The organism is Pseudomonas sp. KH_050 (genome assembly GCF_057838875.1).
Genome location: NZ_CM174478.1, coordinates 6,140,439 through 6,162,033, shown reverse-complemented (window position 1 = coordinate 6,162,033; position 21,595 = coordinate 6,140,439). Strand labels below are relative to the sequence as shown.

General features: G+C 60.3%; 14 protein-coding genes and 1 pseudogene. 10 read left to right on the top strand and 5 right to left on the bottom strand.

Translation table 11 applies throughout. From position 1 onward, the window contains the following. Positions 1–112 precede the first annotated feature (112 nt). From dnaB to AC3IUA_RS28375, 5 genes are all read left to right on the top strand, one after another. On the top strand, positions 113–1,507 hold the full coding sequence (gene dnaB / locus AC3IUA_RS28395; RefSeq protein WP_489358084.1) for a replicative DNA helicase: 1,395 nt from the start codon (positions 113–115) through the stop codon (positions 1,505–1,507). A 189-nt stretch (positions 1,508–1,696) separates the two neighbouring features. Further along, complete coding sequence (locus tag AC3IUA_RS28390; protein ID WP_489358083.1) at positions 1,697–4,000, top strand: YgiQ family radical SAM protein; 2,304 nt, start codon at positions 1,697–1,699, stop codon at positions 3,998–4,000. A gap of 266 nt (positions 4,001–4,266) precedes the next feature. After that, entirely contained in the window at positions 4,267–7,542 is a 3,276-nt protein-coding gene (locus tag AC3IUA_RS28385) for a transglutaminase family protein (protein WP_489358082.1), read from the top strand. Between the two features lie 88 nt (positions 7,543–7,630). Further along, complete coding sequence (locus tag AC3IUA_RS28380) at positions 7,631–10,117, top strand: circularly permuted type 2 ATP-grasp protein (protein ID WP_489358081.1); 2,487 nt, start codon at positions 7,631–7,633, stop codon at positions 10,115–10,117. Further along, positions 10,117–11,019: a transglutaminase family protein gene (locus AC3IUA_RS28375; protein WP_489358080.1), complete on the top strand. Its 903-nt coding sequence runs from the start codon at positions 10,117–10,119 to the stop codon at positions 11,017–11,019. The genes AC3IUA_RS28380 and AC3IUA_RS28375 overlap by 1 nt, the downstream gene beginning before the upstream one ends. Before the next feature lie 282 nt (positions 11,020–11,301). Here the strand turns inward: AC3IUA_RS28375 and AC3IUA_RS28370 are convergent, their stop codons facing one another. Beyond that, complete coding sequence (locus tag AC3IUA_RS28370; RefSeq protein WP_489358079.1) at positions 11,302–11,490, bottom strand: hypothetical protein; 189 nt, start codon at positions 11,488–11,490, stop codon at positions 11,302–11,304. 68 nt (positions 11,491–11,558) lie between these two features. Next, positions 11,559–12,146, bottom strand: coding sequence for a cytokinin riboside 5'-monophosphate phosphoribohydrolase (locus tag AC3IUA_RS28365; RefSeq protein ID WP_489358078.1), 588 nt, complete (start codon positions 12,144–12,146; stop codon positions 11,559–11,561). A gap of 97 nt (positions 12,147–12,243) precedes the next feature. Between AC3IUA_RS28365 and azu the strand changes: the two are divergent. Next, positions 12,244–12,612: pseudogene (gene azu / locus AC3IUA_RS28360) on the top strand (azurin); the annotation flags it as partial. A gap of 108 nt (positions 12,613–12,720) precedes the next feature. On the opposite strand, the gene nadE reads toward azu, so the two are convergent. From nadE to AC3IUA_RS28345, 3 genes are all read right to left on the bottom strand, one after another. Next, on the bottom strand, positions 12,721–13,548 hold the full coding sequence (nadE, locus tag AC3IUA_RS28355) for an NAD(+) synthase (protein WP_489358077.1): 828 nt from the start codon (positions 13,546–13,548) through the stop codon (positions 12,721–12,723). Between the two features lie 13 nt (positions 13,549–13,561). Next, a complete protein-coding gene (pncB, locus tag AC3IUA_RS28350) occupies positions 13,562–14,779 on the bottom strand; it encodes a nicotinate phosphoribosyltransferase (protein ID WP_489358076.1) in 1,218 nt (405 codons plus the stop codon). 236 nt (positions 14,780–15,015) lie between these two features. After that, positions 15,016–15,903, bottom strand: coding sequence for a LysR family transcriptional regulator (locus AC3IUA_RS28345; RefSeq protein WP_489358075.1), 888 nt, complete (start codon positions 15,901–15,903; stop codon positions 15,016–15,018). A gap of 176 nt (positions 15,904–16,079) precedes the next feature. Here AC3IUA_RS28345 and amaB point away from each other — a divergent pair, with 176 nt between their 5' ends. From amaB to AC3IUA_RS28325, 4 genes are all read left to right on the top strand, one after another. Next, on the top strand, positions 16,080–17,570 hold the full coding sequence (gene amaB, locus AC3IUA_RS28340) for an L-piperidine-6-carboxylate dehydrogenase (RefSeq protein ID WP_489358074.1): 1,491 nt from the start codon (positions 16,080–16,082) through the stop codon (positions 17,568–17,570). A gap of 157 nt (positions 17,571–17,727) precedes the next feature. Then, on the top strand, positions 17,728–19,011 hold the full coding sequence (gene amaA / locus AC3IUA_RS28335) for an L-pipecolate oxidase (protein ID WP_489358072.1): 1,284 nt from the start codon (positions 17,728–17,730) through the stop codon (positions 19,009–19,011). A 362-nt stretch (positions 19,012–19,373) separates the two neighbouring features. After that, entirely contained in the window at positions 19,374–20,510 is a 1,137-nt protein-coding gene (locus AC3IUA_RS28330) for an ABC transporter substrate-binding protein (RefSeq protein WP_489358071.1), read from the top strand. 169 nt (positions 20,511–20,679) lie between these two features. After that, a complete protein-coding gene (locus AC3IUA_RS28325; RefSeq protein ID WP_150640417.1) occupies positions 20,680–21,594 on the top strand; it encodes an ABC transporter permease subunit in 915 nt (304 codons plus the stop codon). The last annotated feature ends 1 nt before the right edge of the window (position 21,595 follow it).

Genomic DNA, 21,595 nt, shown 5'->3' with positions numbered 1-21,595 from the left:
CGGCTGGCACCCATGGGTGCTTGCCGGTAACATCGGGCACGATCCTGTTTACAGGTCGTGCCCTTTGTCTTTCTGCTGATCCTGTTTTTTTTAACCCTGATTTCAAGTGGCCATGAACGATATCTCCGCTCCTGAGCAATACGATCTGCAAACCGCTGCCCTGAAGGTGCCGCCGCACTCCATCGAGGCCGAACAGGCCGTGCTCGGTGGTCTGATGCTGGACAACAACGCCTGGGAGCGCGTGCTCGATCAAGTCTCAGACGGCGATTTCTATCGACATGACCACCGCCTGATCTTCCGGGCAATTGCCAAACTGGCGGATCAGAATTCACCGATCGACGTGGTGACCCTGTCCGAACAGTTGGATAAGGAAGGCCAAAGTTCCCAGGTCGGCGGCCTCGGCTACTTGGGCGAACTGGCGAAGAACACGCCGTCGGTCGCCAACATCAAGGCCTATGCGCAGATCGTCCGGCAGCGGGCCACCTTGCGTCAGCTGATCGCCATCAGCACTGAAATCGCCGACAGCGCCTTCAACCCCGAAGGCCGCACCGCCGAAGAAATCCTCGACGAAGCCGAACGGCAGATCTTCCAGATCGCCGAAGCCCGGCCGAAAACCGGCGGCCCGGTGAGCGTCAACGACCTCTTGACCAAGGCCATCGACCGTATCGACACGCTGTTCAACACCGACAATGCCATCACTGGCCTGTCCACCGGTTACACCGACCTCGACGGGATGACCAGCGGCCTGCAGCCGTCGGACTTGATCATCGTCGCCGGCCGTCCGTCCATGGGTAAGACGACCTTCGCCATGAACCTGGTGGAGAACGCCGTATTGCGTAGCGAGAAGGCCGTATTGGTCTACTCGCTGGAGATGCCAGGCGAATCGCTGATCATGCGTATGCTGTCGTCGCTGGGGCGGATTGACCAGACCAAGGTCCGGGCCGGTCGCCTTGAAGACGATGACTGGCCCCGTCTGACCTCGGCGGTGAACCTGCTCAACGATCGCAAGCTGTTCATCGATGATACCGCCGGCATCAGCCCGTCGGAGATGCGTGCGCGAACTCGTCGACTGGTGCGTGAGCATGGCGAGGTTGGCCTGATCATGATCGACTACCTGCAATTGATGCAGATTCCAGGCTCTGGCGGCGATAACCGGACCAACGAGATTTCCGAGATCTCCCGCTCGTTGAAAGCCCTGGCCAAGGAATTCAACTGCCCGGTGGTTGCGCTGTCGCAGCTCAACCGATCCCTGGAACAACGTCCGAACAAGCGCCCGATCAACTCCGACTTGCGGGAATCCGGAGCGATCGAGCAGGATGCCGACGTGATCATGTTCGTTTACCGGGACGAGGTGTACCACCCGGAAACCGAGCACAAAGGCATTGCCGAGATCATCATCGGCAAGCAGCGGAACGGCCCGATCGGTACCGCGCGCCTGGCATTCATCGGCAAATACACCCGCTTCGAAAACCTTGCGCCGGGCAGTTACAACTTCGACGACGAGTAATGCGAGTTTTGTAGGAGCTGCCGCAGGCTGCGATAAGGGCCGAAGGACCTTCGTTCAATTTGCGAATGCCAGGTCTGTTGCGAAGAGGTCGATATCAATTCCGACCATTACCGTCGGAATTGGTCGTTTTTTGTGCTATATTTCGCGCCCGCGATTTTCCATCCTTTTACACCAACACCGGTCATCGACATGCAAGCAGCCAAGCCGTTATTTGACTATCCCAAGTACTGGGCCGAATGTTTCGGACCAGCGCCATTCCTGCCGATGAGCAGGGAGGAGATGGATCAGCTTGGCTGGGATTCCTGCGACATCATCATTGTCACCGGTGATGCCTACGTCGACCATCCGTCGTTTGGCATGGCAATCATCGGTCGTCTGCTGGAGTCCCAGGGCTTTCGTGTCGGCATCATTGCGCAGCCGAACTGGCAGTCCAAAGACGACTTCATGAAGCTTGGCGAGCCGAACCTGTTCTTCGGCGTCGCGGCCGGCAACATGGACTCGATGATCAACCGCTACACCGCCGACAAGAAAATCCGTTCCGATGACGCCTACACCCCCGGTGGCATGGCTGGCAAACGTCCGGATCGCGCAAGCCTGGTCTACAGCCAGCGCTGCAAGGAAGCCTACAAGAACGTGCCGATCGTACTCGGTGGCATCGAGGCTTCGCTGCGCCGTATCGCCCACTACGATTACTGGCAGGATCGGGTTCGCAACTCGATCCTGATCGACGCCTGCGCCGACATCCTGCTCTACGGCAACGCCGAACGCGCGATCGTCGAAGTCGCCCAGCGTCTGTCCTACGGTCACAAGATCGAAGACATTACCGATGTTCGCGGTACCGCGTTCATTCGTCGTGACACGCCCAAAGACTGGTTCGAAATCGACTCCACGCGCATCGACCGTCCGGGCAAGATCGACAAGATCATCAATCCGTACGTCAACACGCAAGACACCCAGGCCTGCGCCATCGAGCAGGAGAAGCGGCCGGTCGAAGATCCGGAAGAAGCCAAGGTCGTGCAGATCCTGGCGAGCCCGCGGATAACCCGTGACAAAACCGTGATCCGTCTGCCATCGGTAGAAAAGGTTCGCGCCGACGCGGTGCTCTATGCCCACGCCAACCGCGTGCTGCACTTGGAAACCAACCCGGGCAACGCCCGCGCATTGGTTCAGAAGCATGGCGACGTCGACGTCTGGTTCACTCCGCCTCCGATTCCGATGACCACCGAAGAAATGGACTACGTGTTCGGCATGCCCTATACGCGTGTTCCGCACCCGGCGTACGGCAAGGAGAAGATCCCGGCCTACGACATGATCCGTTTCTCGGTGAACATCATGCGCGGCTGCTTCGGTGGCTGTACCTTCTGCTCGATCACCGAGCACGAAGGGCGGATCATCCAGAACCGCTCCGAAGAATCGATCATTCGCGAAATCGAAGAGATTCGCGACAAGGTCCCAGGCTTCACCGGCGTCATTTCCGACCTCGGCGGCCCGACCGCGAACATGTACCGCATCGCCTGCAAGGCCCCGGAAATCGAATCCGCGTGCCGCAAGCCTTCGTGCGTGTTCCCTGGTATCTGCCCGAACCTGAACACCGACCACTCGTCGCTGATCCAGCTCTATCGCAGCGCCCGTGCACTCCCGGGTGTGAAAAAGATCCTGATTGCTTCCGGCCTGCGCTATGACCTCGCGGTCGAGTCTCCGGAATACGTGAAGGAACTGGTGACCCACCACGTTGGTGGTTACCTGAAGATCGCCCCGGAACACACCGAGGAAGGTCCGCTCAACCAGATGATGAAACCGGGCATCGGCAGCTATGACAAGTTCAAGCGGATGTTCGAGAAGTACACCAAGGAAGCCGGCAAAGAGCAGTACCTGATTCCGTACTTCATTGCCGCGCACCCGGGCACCACCGACGAAGACATGATGAACCTGGCTCTGTGGCTCAAGGGCAACGGCTTCCGCGCCGACCAGGTGCAGGCGTTCTACCCGTCGCCGATGGCCACCGCCACCGCCATGTACCATTCGGGCAAGAACCCGCTGCGCAAGGTCACTTACAAGAGCGATGCAGTGACCATCGTCAAGAGCGAGGAGCAGCGTCGTCTGCACAAGGCGTTCTTGCGTTACCACGATCCGAAAGGCTGGCCGATGCTGCGTGAAGCATTGACCCGCATGGGCCGTGCCGACCTGATCGGGCCGGGCAAGAACCAGTTGATCCCGCTGCATCAACCGGCGACCGACAGCTACCAGAGTGCCCGTCGCAAAAACTCGACACCGGCCGGCAGCCATAAAGTGGCCCAGGAAAAGACTACGAAGATCCTGACCCAGCACACCGGCCTGCCACCGCGCGCCAGCGACGGCGGCAATCCGTGGGACAAGCGTGAACAAGCCAAGGCCGCGGCGTTCGCCCGCAACAAGCAGGCAGCCAAGGAACGTATGGACGCGGCCAAGGGCAAAGGCAAAAAGCCTGATCGCAAGCCAGTTGTACCGCGTTAAGCGCAGCCTGCTTTAAACAGAACGCCAACCTTCGGGTTGGCGTTTTGCGTTTTGCCAAAAGATCAAAAGATCGCAGCCTGCGGCAGCTCCTACAGGATCTTTTCAGGGGCTCGCCACATTTGCGTGCAACTCTCCCAGCGCAAAATCCAGCATCGCCCGATTTTGGTGCTGTACTGCCTCAAGCAACCGAAGAAAGCGCCTGACTTGCCTGAATGGCATAAGTCTTGCGCCGCTTTCGAAACGCCCAGGCTCGCAGGAGGCACGCCGTGTCGATCCATGTCGCATTGCATCATGTCACGCATTACCGCTACGACCGTGCGGTTGAACTCGGCCCGCAGATCGTTCGTCTTCGTCCGGCTGCCCACAGTCGCACCCGGATTCTGTCCTATGCGCTGAAGGTTCTGCCCGAACAGCACTTCATCAACTGGCAGCAAGACCCCCAAGGCAATTACCTGGCGCGGCTGGTGTTCCCGGAGAAAACCGATGAACTGCGGATCGAGGTCGATCTGTTGGCCGAGATGGCGGTGTTCAATCCGTTCGATTTCTTCCTTGAGCCCTACGCGCAAAAGATTCCTTTCACCTACGCCGCAGACGAACAACGCGAACTGGCGCCGTACCTGGAAACGTTGCCACTAACGCCGAAGTTCCAGGCCTACCTCGAGGGTATCGACCGTACGCCGCTGCCCAGCGTCGACTTTCTGGTGGCGCTGAATCAGCGACTGAGCGACGACATCGGCTATCTGATCCGCATGGAACCCGGTGTGCAAACCCCCGAGCACACCCTGGAAAATACCTCGGGTTCCTGTCGCGACTCGGCCTGGTTGCTGGTGCAACTGCTGCGCAACCTCGGTCTGGCAGCGCGTTTTGTCTCTGGCTACCTGATTCAACTGACCGCCGACGTCAAAGCTCTCGACGGGCCGTCGGGCACCGAAGTGGACTTCACCGACCTGCACGCCTGGTGCGAGGTGTACTTGCCTGGCGCCGGCTGGATCGGCCTGGACGCCACCTCCGGGTTGTTTGCCGGTGAAGGGCATATTCCATTGGCCTGTAGTCCCGATCCGTCCTCTGCGGCGCCGATCAGTGGTTTGGTCGAGCCCTGTGAGTGTGAATTTACCCACGTAATGTCGGTGGAAAGGATTTGGGAAGCCCCACGGGTGACCAAACCCTACACCGAAGAGCAGTGGCTGGCGATTCAGGCGCTGGGGCGGCAGATCGATGCCGACCTGCTGGAGGGCGATGTGCGCCTGACCATGGGCGGCGAGCCGACCTTTGTGTCTATCGACGATCCGGATGGTGCTGAATGGAACACCGCCGCCTTGGGGCCGGCCAAGCGCACGTTGTCCGCCGAGCTGTTCCAGCGTATGCGCAAACGCTACGCGCCCAAGGGCCTGGTGCATTTCGGCCAGGGCAAGTGGTACCCCGGTGAGCAACTGCCACGCTGGTCGCTCAACCTGTACTGGCGCCGCGACGGAGTGCCGATCTGGCACAACAGCGCGCTGATTGCCGATGAACAGCAAGACTATGGCGCCGACGGTGAGCTGGCTGGACGTTTTCTGGCGAGTGTGGCCGAGCGCTTGAAGCTGCCGACACGCTTCGTGTTTCCGGCCTACGAAGACAATTTCTATTACCTCTGGCGGGAAGGCGCCTTGCCGCTGAATGTCAGTGCCGAAGACTCAAGGCTGGGCGATGAACTCGAACGGGCGCGCCTGCATAAAGTCTTCAGCCAGGGTCTGGACAAGGTTATCGGCCAGGTCCTGCCACTGGCACGCACCGCCAAGGGCGATCAATGGCAGAGCGGGCGCTGGTATCTGCGAGAGAACCATTGCCGACTGGTGCCGGGCGATTCGCCGCTGGGTTATCGCTTGCCACTGGCCTCGCAGCCTTGGGTGACAGCAGTGGAGTACCCGTTCGTGCATGGCACCGATCCGAATCAGGACTTGTCGGCGTTGCCCGGTACGGCGCAGCTGCAGGCCCACGGCGAACCGGCACAGGCTGTCGAGCGTACGCCGGAACTCGATGAATCCGCTGATTGGCTGACCCGCACGGCGTTCTGCGCCGAGGCACGGGAAGGACGCCTGTATCTGTTCATGCCGCCGCTGGAACGGGTCGAAGACTATCTGGAACTGGTCAGCGCCATCGAGGCCACCGCCGAGGAGCTGCATTGCCCGGTGTTGCTGGAAGGCTATGAGCCGCCCAGCGATCCACGTCTGAGCAACTTCCGTATTACCCCGGATCCGGGCGTGATCGAGGTCAATGTGCAGCCGTCCGCCAGCTGGGACGAACTGGTGGAACGCACCGAGTTTCTCTACGAGGAAGCGCGGCAGACCCGGCTGACCACCGAGAAATTCATGATCGACGGTCGCCACACCGGCACCGGTGGCGGCAACCATTTCGTACTGGGTGGCGCGACGCCGGCCGACTCGCCGTTTCTGCGTCGCCCAGACTTGCTGCGCAGCCTGATCAGCTACTGGCACAACCACCCGTCGCTGTCCTACTTGTTCTCCGGATTGTTCATCGGCCCGACCTCCCAGGCGCCCCGGGTGGACGAAGCGCGTAACGACGCGTTGTATGAGCTGGAGATCGCCTTCGCGCAGATGCCCGCGCCTGGCGAAGAATGCCCTCCATGGCGGGTAGACCGACTGCTGCGCAACCTCCTGATCGACGTCACTGGCAACACTCATCGCGCCGAGTTCTGCATCGACAAACTGTATTCGCCGGATGGCGCTACCGGCCGCCTCGGGCTGCTGGAGCTGCGAGCATTCGAAATGCCACCTCATGCCCGCATGAGCCTGGCCCAGCAACTGCTGTTGCGGGCGCTGGTGGCGCGGTTCTGGCGTGAGCCCTATGCGCCGGTCAAGCTGGCGCGCTGGGGCACCGAACTGCATGACCGCTTCCTGTTGCCGCATTTTATCGAGCAGGACTTCGCCGACGTTATTGTCGATCTCAATGCCGCGGGCTATGCACTAAGTGCCGAGTGGTTTGCCGCGCACCTGGAGTTCCGCTTTCCGAAAGTCGGCGATTACGCGGTCAGTGGAATCGGGCTGGAGCTGCGTCAAGCTCTCGAACCCTGGCATGTACTGGGTGAGGAGGGTGCGGCCGGGGGCACGGTGCGCTATGTCGACTCCTCCCTGGAGCGCTTGCAGGTCAAACTGACCGGCCTGCCAACCCAGCGCTATGTGCTGACCTGCAATGGCATTCCGGTGCCACTGCATCCGACCGGGCGGGTCGGTGAATTTGTCGCTGGCGTGCGGTATCGCGCCTGGCAGCCGGCCAACTGCCTGCATCCTACTATCCCGGTGCATGCGCCGTTGGTGTTCGACCTGCTCGATACCTGGATGCAGCGCTCGTTGGGTGGTTGTCAGTACCACGTCGCTCATCCGGGTGGACGCAACTACGACAGCTTGCCGGTGAACGCCAACGAAGCCGAGAGCCGGCGGATGGCGCGCTTCTTCCGCCTCGGTCACAGCCCCGGGACATTGCCGGTACCGACCCTGACGATCAACGACGAGCTGCCAATGACGCTCGATTTGCGACGTTTCTAAAGCAGACACGACGCCCGGTTTTTTCGCGTATCCGGGCGTCATCTGTCTGCGCTAATCTGCCATCTCCTTGCAGTCTGCCGAGCACTCCATGCCTGATCTGCTTGACCGCTACCCGCTGACGGCGGGCACTTATCACGAATTGCTCGACGACAGCGGCGCGGTACGCCCGCATTGGCGTCGACTGTTCGAGCAATTGCAACGCAGCACCCCGGCGCAGTTGGTTCAGCGTCAGGCGCTGCTGGCCCGGCAGATCCAGGAAAACGGCGTGACCTACAACGTCTACGCAGACCCCAAGGGCGCTGATCGTCCGTGGGAGCTGGATTTGCTGCCCCATGTGATTGCGGCCGATGAGTGGCAGCAGCTCGCCGCTGGCATTGCCCAGCGCGCCCGCTTGCTCAATGCGGTATTGGCGGACCTGTACGGTCCACAGCGCCTGATTGCTGAAGGTTTGCTGCCAGCGGAGCTGGTATTCGGTCACAACAACTTCCTCTGGCCCTGTCAGCGCATTGCGCCGCCTGACGGGACCTTCCTGCATCTTTACGCCGTGGATCTGGCGCGCACGCCCGACGGGCGCTGGTGGGTAACCGCCGATCGGACTCAGGCCCCGTCTGGTGCCGGGTATGCCCTGGAGAACCGCACCATCGTTTCGCGCGCCTTTCCCGAGCAGTACCGCGATCTGAAAGTGCAGCATCTGGCCGGGTTCTTCCGCACCCTGCAGGAAACCCTGGCTCGCCAGGCGCCGAGTGATGATGAAGCGCCGCTGGTAGTGCTGCTGACGCCGGGGCGTTTCAACGAGAGTTACTTCGAGCATCTGTATCTGGCGCGCCAGCTCGGCTATCCGTTGGTCGAGGGCGGTGATCTGACCGTGCGCGACGCCACGGTCTACCTGAAGACCCTGAGCGGTCTGCGTCGGGTGCACGCCATCATGCGCCGGCTCGACGATGACTTCTGCGACCCGCTGGAACTGCGCACCGACTCGGCCCTGGGTGTCCCGGGTCTGCTCGAAGCAGTCCGTCAGGGGCGGGTGCTGGTGGCCAATGCCTTGGGCAGTGGGGTACTGGAGTCGCCGGGGTTGCTGGGGTTTCTGCCACGGATCAATCAGTTCCTGTTCGGCGAAGAACTGCTGCTGCCGTCCATCGCCACCTGGTGGTGCGGTGAAGCGCCGGTATTGGCTCAGGCACTGGAAAAACTGCCGGAGCTGCTGATCAAACCGGCTTTTCCTTCACAGAGTTTTGCCCCGGTATTAGGTCGCGACCTGAGTGAAAAGCAACGTCAGGCCCTGGCCGAGCGCATGCAGGCCCGGCCCTATGCGTATGTCGCTCAGGAGTTGGCGCAGTTGTCCCAAGCGCCGATCTGGCAAGCCGAAGACGGCCAGTTGCAGCCGCGAGCGATCGGCATGCGAGTCTATGCGGTGGCCAGTGCCAAGGGGTATCGGGTGCTGCCCGGTGGCTTGACCCGGGTCGCGGCCGAGGCAGACGCCGAGGTGGTATCGATGCAGCGCGGCGGCGCGAGCAAGGACACCTGGGTGCTGGGTGAGCGTGCGCCGAGTGGCGAGCAATGGAAGGCCCAGCGGACCATTGGCGTGCAGGACCTGGTACGGCGCGATCCATACCTGCCTTCGCGGGTGGTGGAAAACCTGTTCTGGTTCGGCCGTTATTGCGAGCGATGCGACGACAGCGCCCGGCTGCTGCGAATCATGCTGGCACGGTATGTCGACGGAGATGATCCGCAGGCGCTGCAGGCCGCGATCGATCTCGGTGAGAGCCTGATGCTGCTGCCGGAGGAGGGCGAGTTGCCTGAGCGGCTGCTGGCGGCGTTGCTCGGTGACGACTGGTCATTCAGCCTGCGCTCCAATCTGCAGCGCTTGCAGTGGGCAGCCTCCCAGGTGCGCGGCAAACTCTCGCGGGAGAACTGGCAGGCGTTGGTGGAGCTGCAACGCGAAGCCCTGGAGCTGGAAACCGAAGAGCCGGACTTTGGCGAGCTGCTGGATTTTCTCAACCGCTTGGTCATGTCGCTGGCGGCACTGTCCGGCTTTGCCCTGGACGACATGACTCGCGACGAAGGCTGGCGCTTCTTGATGATCGGTCGGCGACTCGAGCGGCTGCAATTTCTCAGCAGCAGCCTGGCGGCGTTCCTGCGTGGCGCTGCGGCATTCGATCAGGCCGGGTTGGAATGGTTGCTGGAGCTGGGTAACAGCAGCATTACCTATCGCTCGCGCTACCTGGCGGTGGCGCAGCTGATTCCAGTGCTCGACCTGTTGCTGCTCGATGAGCAGAACCCCCACGCGGTGCTGTTTCAGTTGAAACTGGTGACCCACACCCTCAAGCGCTTGAACGATGATTTTGGCGTACCGCGCGAGGTCGGGCTGCCCAGGTTGGTAGATCGCCTGGCGTGCTTCGATCTTCGATGCCTGGAGAATCCGCTGTTCGGCGAGGCCAGTGTGCGCTCCGCCCTTGATGGCCTGGCGGACCTGCTGCAGGAAGTCGCCGAGGCCAGCGGTCAGGTGTCCGATCGCCTGGCATTGCGGCATTTCGCTCACGTCGATGATGTCAGCCAACAAACGGTGTCGGTCTGATGAGCGCCCATTACCAGATTCTTCACGACACCCACTATCACTACGACAGCCCGGTGTCGCTGGCCCAGCAGCTTGCGCACCTATGGCCGCGACCTTGTGTCTGGCAGCGCTGCACCGAACAGCAACTGCTGATCGGCCCGGAGCCGACTTCGCGTCGCGATGAGCTGGATGTGTTCGGCAACCCGCTGACCCGCCTGGCTTTCGAACGGCCTCACGATGAACTGCGGGTCAATGCCCGGCTCAGAATTGAGGTGCTGGCCAGGCCCGCGCTGGAGTTCAATCAGTCACTGGCTTGGGACCTGACCCGTAGTGCGCTGACTTACAGCGGCCAGCCGGTTTCCTCGGCGTTGCTAGACGCCTGTCGCTATCGCTTCGAATCGCCTTACGTGCATCTGAAGAGCAGCTTCGTCGAGTTTTCCGAGAGCTGCTTTCCCCTCGGTAGGCCGTTGATGCTGGGGGTTCAGGCCTTGATGGAGAAAATCTTCAGCGAGTTCACCTTCGATGCCGAGGCGACCCAGGTCGCCACGCCGCTGGTGGAAGTGCTGGAGCGTCGACGCGGGGTGTGCCAGGATTTTGCCCACCTGATGCTCGCCTGCCTGCGCTCTCGTGGGCTGGCGGCGCGTTATGTCAGCGGCTACCTGCTGACCCAGCCACCACCGGGTCAGCCGCGGCTGATCGGAGCTGATGCGTCCCACGCCTGGGTCTCGGTGTTTTGTCCGGTGCTGGGTTGGGTCGACTTCGACCCCACCAACAATGTGCAGCCAGCGCTGGAGCACATCACCCTGGCTTGGGGTCGGGACTTTTCCGATGTGTCGCCGTTACGCGGAGTGATTCTGGGGGGAGGGAGTCATGATCCCGAGGTTCGGGTGACGGTGATGCCGTTGGATGAACACGATTCATGAGCTGGCGCGGTCATTGTGGCGAGGGAGCTTGCTCCCGCTGGCCGGTCCGCGCTCGGGCGCAGCAGTCGCAAAAACGGTGAGCGCGGTGTATCTGATTAAACGGGGATGCAGGTTTTAGGACCGCTTCGCGTTCCAGCGGGAGCAAGCTCCCTCGCCACAAGGTCCGCGATCGATTTGGGGATTTGTGCAATTGGAGTGTGGCGCTGTGAGGGTCAGCAGCGTAACTGCTGACCCTGGACACAGATCCGATGGGCCTGATCAGATCATCCGGCCCGGAGGGACTCAGGCGTCAGGCGCCTGATCTTTCGGTGCTTCAACGTCATCGGCAACCACTTCACCCTCTGCATCCGGGTTCAGTGCGGTGGCCTCTTCTTCAGCTGTAGCTTTCTTGCGTTGAAGCTTTTCCTCTTTCTTCTGCTCTTTAGCCAAGTCTCTCTGACGTTTGGCGAACGAGTAATTAGGTTTAGCCATGGGCGATCCTCTGGGGTCGAAGGTGAGGTTGAGCGGCGCGTATTCTGCCTTTAAACAGGGCTCAAGGGTTAGCTGGGTTTTTGCCCGGCCCATTTTGGCGGTACCGAGGGTTTCCAGGCATCCAGCGCATCGAGCAATAATTGCGGCGATTCGCTCACTTGCAGCATGGCACGGTGATGGTCGCGAACGAAGCCTTCACCGACGACATGATCAAGAAAACCGGTGAGTTTCTGGTAAAAGCCACTCACTTCCAACAGGCCAAGCGGTTTGCCATGGTAGCCGAGCTGGCCCCAGGTCCAGACTTCGAACAGTTCTTCCAGAGTGCCCAAACCACCCGGAAGGGCAATAAAGGCGTCGCTCAGCTCAGCCATGCGGGCCTTGCGCGCATGCATGCCGTCGACCACCTCCAGGCGGGTCAGGCCTTCGTGGCCGATTTCCGAGCTCTTCAGGCTTTGGGGAATGATCCCGATCACTTCACCGCCCGCCGCCAGCGCGGCATCGGCGACGATTCCCATCAAACCGACCGCGCCGCCGCCATAGACCAGGGTCAGCTTGCGCCGGGCCAGTTCCTGTCCCAAGGCAATTGCTGCTTCGCGGTAAGCCGGATGGGTGCCGGTACTGGCACCACAAAATACACAAACAGACGCTAAAGACATGCCTTACTCCGTGGTCAGTGATGACCTCAGAGTAATGGCTGGCTGATGGCTCTCCAAGGATTAAACCTCGCGCTGGGTCTTTTCATAGGTACCGCTGGTCGACTCCACCGATCAGATGTCCTTCAATACCAAGGAGATCACCATCGACAAGAGCTGCAAGACTTTCACCGTCAACCTGGGTCACTCCGGCAAGTTGCCGAAAAACGTCATGGGCCATAACTGGGTACTGAGCAAAAGCGCAGACATGGCGGGCGTCGCCACCGATGGCATGGCCGCCGGTATCGACAAGAGCTACCTGAAGGAAGGCGACGCTCGCATCATCGCCCACACCAAGATCATCGGCGGTGGCGAGAAAGACTCGGTGACCTTCGACGTCTCGAAACTGACTGCTGGCGAAAGCTACGAGTTCTTCTGCTCGTTCCCGGGCCACAACTCGATGATGAAAGGCGCTGTTGTTCTGAAGTGATCGATTGCTCACGATGACGGCTGAATGATCACCGCAAGATTCAGCCAAAAAAAAGCCCACTGACGGTCAACCTGTCAGTGGGCTTTTTGTCGACTGCCCGGCCGCTGGTTACGGCGCGAACGGCATTACGCGCTTGTGATGGGTTTTCCTGTAGGTGTCGCAGATGATCTTGAAGGCTTCTTCTCGCACCGGTTGGCCGTGCAGGAACGCATCGATCTCGGCATAGGTCACGCCGTGGGAGGCTTCATCCGGTTTGCCCGGAGACAGATCTTCCAGGTCGGCGGTGGGGATTTTTTCCACCAGCGACTCCGGCGCACCGAAATGCCGGGCAATAGCCCGGACCTGATTTTTCACCAGCCCGCTCAGTGGCGCTAGATCGCAGGCGCCGTCGCCGAACTTGGTGAAGAAGCCCATCACCGCTTCCGCGGCGTGGTCGGTGCCGATCACCAGGCCTTGAGCAGCGCCGGCGATGGTGTACTGCGCAAGCATACGCATCCGCGCCTTGGTGTTGCCCAGGACAAAATCCACCGAGACCGCGTGCTTGCCTTCAAAGGCCGCCACTTCATTGGCCAGTGACTTGACCGCCGGGCCGATGTTCACGGTGTGGCGCTCGTCCGGCGCGATGAAGTCCACCGCCGCTTGGGCGTCGGGTTCATCGAACTGGATCTCATAGGGCAACCGCACCGCGATAAAACGGTATTGCGGGTCCGCGGTCCGTTCGCGCAGTTGTTCCATGGCCCGTTGAGCCAGTAGACCGGCGGTCAGGGAGTCGACGCCACCGCTGATACCCAGCACCAGAGTTTTGAGCCCCGAGTTCAGCAGGCAATCCTGGATAAAGGTAATCCGTCGGGCGATTTCCGCCTCAAGGGCGGCCTGGTCAGTAAAGGGCGGTTGGACCTTGAGCTGTTCAGCAATCTCACGCTGTACGGCTTGCATGATTCACTCCTTGCTAGATTTTGCCGGATAGGGCGGCAGGTACTTTGAAAACGTGGCGCAAATAAGCGACAAAATTAGGATCCGTGCAATGGGTCTTGCCCGGTTCATCGGAAATCTTGGCGACGGGCTCACCATCGCAGGCGGTCATTTTAAGCACGATGCTCATCGGCTCGACACCAGGAATATCGCACGTCAGGTTGGTGCCGATCCCGAAGCTGACATTGATCCGACCACGTAAAGCACGAAATATCTCCAACGACCGGGGCAGTGTCAGGCTGTCGGAGAACACCAGGGTCTTGCTCATCGGCTCGATGCCCAGCTTGTGGTAGTGGGCGATGGCCTTTTCAGCCCAGAGGATCGGGTCGCCGGAATCATGGCGCAGGCCGTCGAACAGCTTGGCGAAGTACAGATCGAAATCGCTGAGAAAGGCATCGGTGGTGATGCAATCGGTCAGGGCGATCCCCAGCAGGCCGCGGTACTCGCGGACCCAGCAATCGAGCGCGGCGATCTGGCTATCGACCAGCCGTGGGCCGAGTTGCTGATGGGCCATGATCCATTCGTGGGCCATGGTGCCCAGCGGCTTCATGCCCAGTTCACGAGACAGATGAACGTTGCTGGTGCCGACAAACCGCCCCGGGAAGTCATGCTTGAGCACGTTGACCACTTCTTCCTGGACCCGGTATGAGAAGCGCCGGCGGGTGCCGAAGTCGGCGACCTGCAGATGCGCCAGTTCATCGGCGCTGGCGTTGGCCGTCAGCCAGTCAAACTTGCGGTACAGCTGCTCGCGGGCCTGCTCCAGGATAATTTCGCGGTAGCGATAGCGGTTGCGCACTTCACTGACGATCGCCAGCAGCGGCACTTCGAAGAGAATAATGTGCAGCCACGGACCGCGCAGGCGGATGAACAACTCGCCGTTTTCGATACCGGTGTGGACGTAGCGCAGATTGAAGCGGAACAAGCCGAGAAAACGCAGGAAGTCCGGCTTCAGGAAGCTGATGTGTTCGAGGAAACTCAATTGATCAGCGCTCAGGCTCAATTCGGCCAGACGCTCGATCTGAAAACGGATCTCGGCCAGATACGGCCGCAAATCCTCACTGTTACGGCAACGGAACTCCCATTCGACTTCAACGTTGGGATAGTTGTGCAGCACCGCCTGCATCATGGTCAGCTTGTAGAAGTCGGTGTCGAGCAGGTTCTGCACGATGCGCTCGGCAAACACACTCTCGCTCATAATGGGAATCTCCAGGCTGGTCGCCGCTTGGGTCGCGACATCACAGCTGTTTCAATGAATGGGCTAGTGGCGCATATCAATGGCCTGCTTTGCCAGTGTTTTTTGCGTTCCCAAAGATTCCCGAGAAGACATATCCCCGGTAGGAGCTGCCGAAGGCTGCGATCTTTTCAAGAGCGCCGCGCAGGTAAGTCTTGCGTTAACGACCAAGATCAAAAGATCGCAGCCTCCGGCAGCTCCTACACCTGCTCCAGCATCCAGCGCACAAAATCCCGGACCTTGGGCACTTCCGCCGAATGCTCGGGGTAGGCCAGGTAATAGGCGTCGCTGCTGGGCATTGCGTGCTGCCATGGGATTACCAGCTTGCCGTCGGCCAGTTCTTCTTCCACCAGGAATCGTGGCAGCAGCGCTACGCCGCAACCGACCTGGGCGGCGCGGATGCACATGTAAAAGGTTTCGAAACGCGGGCCGTGATAGCTGTGCTCGGTTTGGTAGCCCTGGCTGTCGAACCAATCGTGCCAGGCTTGTGGACGGGAGGCATTTTGCAGCAGCACCAGTTCGCTGAGTTGCGTCGGATCGGTGAAGGGGGTCTCCGGCAGGCTGCCGGGGGCACACACCGGCACCAGCTCTTCGCCGAATAACCTCAGGCTCTCGGTGCCGGGGCGCGAGCCCTGGCCGAAGTAGAACGCCAGATCGCTGCGCCCCTGCAGCAGGGCGTCGGCTTCCTGCTCGTTGCACAGGTCCAGATGGATATGCGGATGGCGCAAACGCCAGCCCTTGAGCCGCGGCACCAGCCAGCGCGCACCGAAGGTCGATGGCGTCGACACCCGCAGCACTTCGGTTTCACCGCCGTAGGAGCGCAGGTAGTGGGTCGACATCTCGACCTGGGTGAGGATTTTGCGCACTTCGACCAGGTACAGGTCACCGGCCGGAGTCATTTGCAGGCGTCGGCGAACACGCCGGAACAGCAAGTGCTGTAACAACTCCTCAAGCTGCGCGACCTGTTTGCTGACGGCGCTTTGGGTCAGGTTCAGCTCTTCGGCGGCGCGGGTGAAGCTCAAGTGGCGGGTGACCGCCTCGAAGCACTGCAGTGCGGTGATCGATGGCAGGTGGCGTTTATTCAGCATGGGTGATCCCTTGTTCTTGTCTCAGCGCAGCGATGCCGACGCAGCATGAATAAACGGAATGATATCTCGCCTAAAGGTCGTTTGTTGACAAGTCTCAGTCCGGCTACAACTAGAGGCCTGAATAGCCGCGTTTGCGGGCTACGAAATTTTTGTTTTTCATGTTTGAGGAGTGACCCATGGTTGCCGCATTGCTTGATCGTCTTGGTGTGAACCCGGCGCTGTACCAGAACGGTAAACAGCCTGTGCACTCACCGATTGACGGCAGTCGTATTGCCGCCGTGAACTGGGAGGGCGCGGCCGAAGTCGAGCAGCAGGTCAGTCGCGCAGAGCATGCGTTCGAACTCTGGCGCAAGGTTCCGGCACCGCGTCGTGGCGAGCTGGTGCGTCAGTTGGGCGATATTCTGCGCGAATACAAGGCCGATCTCGGTGAGTTGGTATCCTGGGAAGCTGGCAAGATCACTCAGGAAGGTCTGGGTGAAGTGCAGGAGATGATCGACATCTGCGACTTCGCCGTGGGCCTGTCTCGTCAGCTGTACGGTCTGACCATCGCTTCCGAACGTCCTGGCCACCATATGCGTGAATCCTGGCATCCGCTGGGGGTGGTCGGGGTGATCAGTGCGTTCAACTTCCCGGTCGCGGTCTGGGCCTGGAACACCACGCTGGCGCTGGTTTGCGGTAACGCAGTGATCTGGAAACCGTCGGAGAAAACCCCGCTGACCGCACTGGCCTGCCAGGCGCTGTTCGAACGCGTGCTGAAGAACTTCAGCGATGCGCCGCCGTACCTCAGCCAAGTGATCATCGGCGGTCGTGATGCCGGTGAAGCCCTGGTCGACGATCCGCGCGTGGCCTTGATCAGTGCCACCGGCAGCACCCGCATGGGCCGTGAAGTGGCGCCGAAAATCGCCGCGCGTTTCGCCCGCAGCATTCTTGAGCTGGGTGGCAACAACGCGATGATCCTCGGTCCAAGTGCCGACCTCGATATGGCGGTGCGGGCGATTCTGTTCAGCGCGGTCGGTACTGCCGGTCAGCGTTGCACCAGCCTGCGTCGCTTGATCGCTCATGAATCGGTGAAAGAAGAAATTGTCACCCGCCTCAAGGCTGCTTATTCCAAAGTGCGCATTGGCCACCCGCTGGAAGGCAATCTGGTCGGTCCGCTGATCGACAAGCACAGCTTCGAGAACATGCAGGACGCGCTGGAGCAGGCACTGAGCGAAGGCGGCCGGGTGTTCGGTGGCAAGCGTCAGCTGGAAGAGCAATTCCCCAACGCCTATTACGTGTCGCCGGCCATCGTCGAGATGCCGGAGCAGAGCGATGTGGTCTGCACTGAAACCTTCGCGCCGATTCTGTACGTGGTGGGTTACACGGATTTCGCCGACGCGCTGCGCCTGAACAACGCTGTGCCACAAGGCCTGTCGTCGTGCATCTTCACCACAGACGTGCGTGAGGCCGAGCAGTTCATGTCGGCGGTGGGCAGTGACTGCGGCATCGCCAACGTCAACATCGGCCCGAGCGGCGCGGAAATCGGCGGCGCCTTCGGTGGCGAGAAGGAAACCGGCGGCGGGCGTGAGTCCGGCTCCGACGCATGGCGCGGGTATATGCGTCGCCAGACCAATACCGTCAACTATTCGCTGGAGTTGCCGTTGGCGCAGGGCATCACGTTCGACTGATGGAATGTTGGTGCGCCTGAAAAGATCGCAGCCTGCGGCAGCTCCTACGGGGATTTGCGTACGGCTGCGGTTTTGCAGGTGCCCCCGGTCGGCGTAGGAGCTGCCGCAGGGCTCTTACACAACGTGGGTTGGTTAGGTTTCATTTCGGAGTCTGGCAATGCCGTTACGCGAAGAATGTCTATGGGAAAAACTGACGCCGCAAAGGCCTGACAATGCGCTACTTCAGGGCGAGCTGACGGTGGATGTCTGCGTGATCGGCGCCGGCATCACCGGGCTGTCGGCGGCGATTCATTTGCTTGAGCAAGGCAAGCGGGTGTGTGTACTCGAAGCCCATCGTACGGGCCATGGTGGCTCCGGACGCAATGTCGGGCTGGTGAATGCCGGGATGTGGATTCCTCCGGACGAAATCGAAGCCGGTTTCGGCAACGCGGTGGGCAGCCAGCTCAATCGCATGCTCGGCGCCGCGCCATCCTTGGTGTTCAGCCTGATCGACAAATACCACATCGATTGCCAGTTGCGTCGCGAGGGCACTTTGCACATGGCCCACAACGCCCGCGGCGAAGCCGACCTGCGCAGTCGAGAAGAACAATGGAAGCGTCGCGGTGCCCCGGTGGAGTTATTGACCGGATCCGCCTGCGAAGCCGCCACCGGCACCAAAAAGATCGCCGCCGCCTTGCTCGACCGGCGTGCAGGCACCTTGAACCCGATGGCCTATACCAGCGGTCTGGCCAAGGCGGCAGTGGGTCTGGGCGGTCAGTTGTTCGATCATTCGCCGGTCACCCAGCTGGAACGTCAGGGTCAGCGCTGGTCGGTGCAGACTGCACAGGGTTCCGTACTGGCCGAACAGGTGGTGATTGCGTCCAATGCCTACACCGAAGGCGAGTGGACGGAATTGCGTCGCAACTTCTTCCCCGGTTATTACTATCAGGTGGCTTCAAAGCCGCTGACCGAAGAGGCGGCACAGCAGATTCTGCCTGGCGGCCAGGGCTCATGGGATACCCGTCAGGTACTGAGCAGCATTCGCCGGGATGCCGAGGGACGCTTGTTGCTTGGCAGCCTGGGTAATGGCAATCAGAAGCCGACCTGGTTCTTGAAGTCCTGGGCGGACCGGGTCCAGCAGCATTACTTTCCCTACCTCAAACCGGTGGAATGGGAGTACACCTGGACCGGCTGTATTGCCTTTACCCCTGATCACTTGATGCGCCTGTTCGAGCCGGCGCCCGGTTTAGTGGCAGTCACCGGCTATAACGGCCGCGGCGTGACCACTGGCAGCGTGGTCGGCAAAGCCTTTGCCGATTACCTGTGTAACGGAAATCCTCAAGCCTTGCCGATTCCCTTTGCGCCCATGCAGCCATTGGCCGGAGTGGGGCTGCGCAGCTGCCTGTACGAGGCGGGCTTCTCCCTGTATCACGCGGGCCAGTGCCTGCGGATCGTTATCTGATTGTCGAAATGTGTTGCTGGAAGCGGCGCTTTTCAGCGAAGCGACTAGCCTGTAGTGGTGCGGGTTGTAGCAGTCTTGCACCGACAGTGTGCACTTCGGTGACGCAGTCTGTTACAGGGTGGTTGCACGCCGTTAGGTGCCGTGGTTGCAATGATGGCACTTTGAGGTTGCACCTTTTTAAAATAAAGGTTTCACCTTCCGCGGTTTAGACGGTTGCACGCCCAATGAAAATGGGCTCAAAACAGTCGATATAACAATAAAAGAGCGACTTTTTTCAGAATAAAAAACCAATGGCACGGCCCTTGCTCTGAGCATTCAGTGAAGTCGCAGTGCCAACTAAAAAAACCATGGAGCACCACCTCATGTCCCAGACGTTTTACAAAAAAGGCTTTCTGGCCCTCGCAGTGTCAGCTGCGTTGGGTGTTTCTGCGTTTGCTCAGGCTGACATCAAGTTCGGGGTAGCGGGTCCAATGACCGGTGCTAACGCATCGTTCGGCGAGCAGTACATGAGAGGAGCACAGGCAGCGGCTGACGAGATCAACGCCAAGGGTGGCGTCAACGGCGAGAAGATCGTGTTGGTGAAAGGCGATGACGCTTGCGAGCCGAAACAGGCCGTGGCTGTGGCCAACCGCATGGTTGACCAGGACAAGGTGGCGGGCGTGGTCGGGCACTTCTGCTCATCCTCGACCATTCCGGCTTCCGAGGTGTACAGCGATGCCGGCGTGATCGCGATCACCCCAGGCTCCACTAACCCGGCAGTGACCGAACGTGGCCTGAGCGCCATGTTCCGTATGTGCGGGCGTGACGATCAGCAAGGTATCGTTGCCGGCGACTACATCGTCGACGTGCTCAAGGGCAAGAAAGTCGCGGTACTGCACGACAAGGACACCTACGGCCAGGGTCTGGCGGATGCCACCAAGGCGCAGCTGAGCAAGCGCGGCGTGACTCCGGTATTGTACGAAGGCCTGACCCGTGGGGAAAAAGACTTCAGCGCCGTGGTTACCAAGATTCGCGCCGCGGGTGCCGACATCGTCTACTTCGGTGGCCTGCACCCGGAAGCCGGGCCGCTGGTTCGCCAACTGCGCGAACAAGGTCTGAAAGACGTCAAGTTCATGTCCGATGACGGCATTGTTACCGACGAACTAGTGACCACTGCTGGCGGTCCTCAGTATGTCGACGGTGTGTACATGACCTTCGGCGCCGACCCGCGGATGCTGCCAGAGAGCAAGGCTGTTGTAGAGCAATTCCGTAAGTCGGGTTACGAGCCAGAGGGCTACACCCTGTACGCCTACGCTTCAGTCCAGGCACTGGCCGCCGGCTTCACCGGTGCCAAATCCACCAAGGGCGAAGACGCGGCCAAATGGCTGAAAGCGAACGCTGTCAAAACCGTGATGGGCGAGAAGACCTGGGACGCCAAAGGCGACCTGAAGGTTTCCGACTACGTGGTTTACCAGTGGGACAAGGACGGCAAATACCACCAGCTGGAAAAACAGAAGTGACATGAACCTCTGATCTGGCCGACGCCCCGGTGTCGGCCAGACGCAAAGCGTGTCCGTGTAGTACCTGTCTTTTCTCGTAGAGCTGCACAAGTGTGTGTTGCCGGGTGGTTGAACCCCAAGCCGTCGCAGCAGGTGTTTGTGCAGTCTCTCAAGTGTGTGAGATTGCGTTATGGATGGTATTTTCCTGCAGCAACTGATCAATGGACTGACCCTCGGGTCCGTCTATGGTCTGATCGCCATCGGCTACACAATGGTCTATGGCATCATTGGCATGATTAACTTCGCCCACGGCGAGGTTTACATGATTTCCGCTTACCTCGCGGCAATCAGTCTGGCTCTGCTGGCCTACTTCGGTATCGAATCCTTTCCGCTACTCATTCTCGGAACCCTGGTGTTCACCGTCGTTGTGACGGGGATCTACGGCTGGGTCATCGAGCGTGTCGCTTATAAACCGCTGCGCAACTCCACCCGCCTGGCGCCGCTGATCAGCGCTATCGGCATCTCGTTGATCCTGCAGAACTACGCGCAGATCAGTCAGGGTGCAAAACAACAGGGGGTGCCGACGCTGCTTGCCGGTGCGCTGAAAGTCGACATCGGCACGGGTTTCGTCCAGCTCACCTACACCAAGATCTTCATTCTGATCGCAGCATTTGCCGGGATGGCGGTGCTGACCTACATCATCAAGTACACCAAGCTCGGCCGTATGTGCCGCGCCACCCAGCAAGACCGCAAGATGGCCTCGATCCTGGGGATCAACACCGACCGAGTGATTTCCTACGTGTTTATCATCGGTGCAGCCATGGCGGCCTTGGCCGGCGTGCTGATCACCATGAACTACGGCACGTTTGACTTCTATGCCGGCTTCGTCATTGGCATCAAGGCGTTCACCGCGGCGGTACTGGGCGGGATCGGTTCGTTGCCCGGGGCCATGCTCGGCGGGATCATTCTCGGGATCTCCGAGTCGCTGTTCTCCGGTCTGATCAACTCTGACTACAAAGACGTGTTCAGTTTCTCGCTGCTGGTGCTGATCCTGATCTTCCGTCCTCAAGGCCTGCTGGGTCGCCCACTCGTGGCGAAGGTGTAAG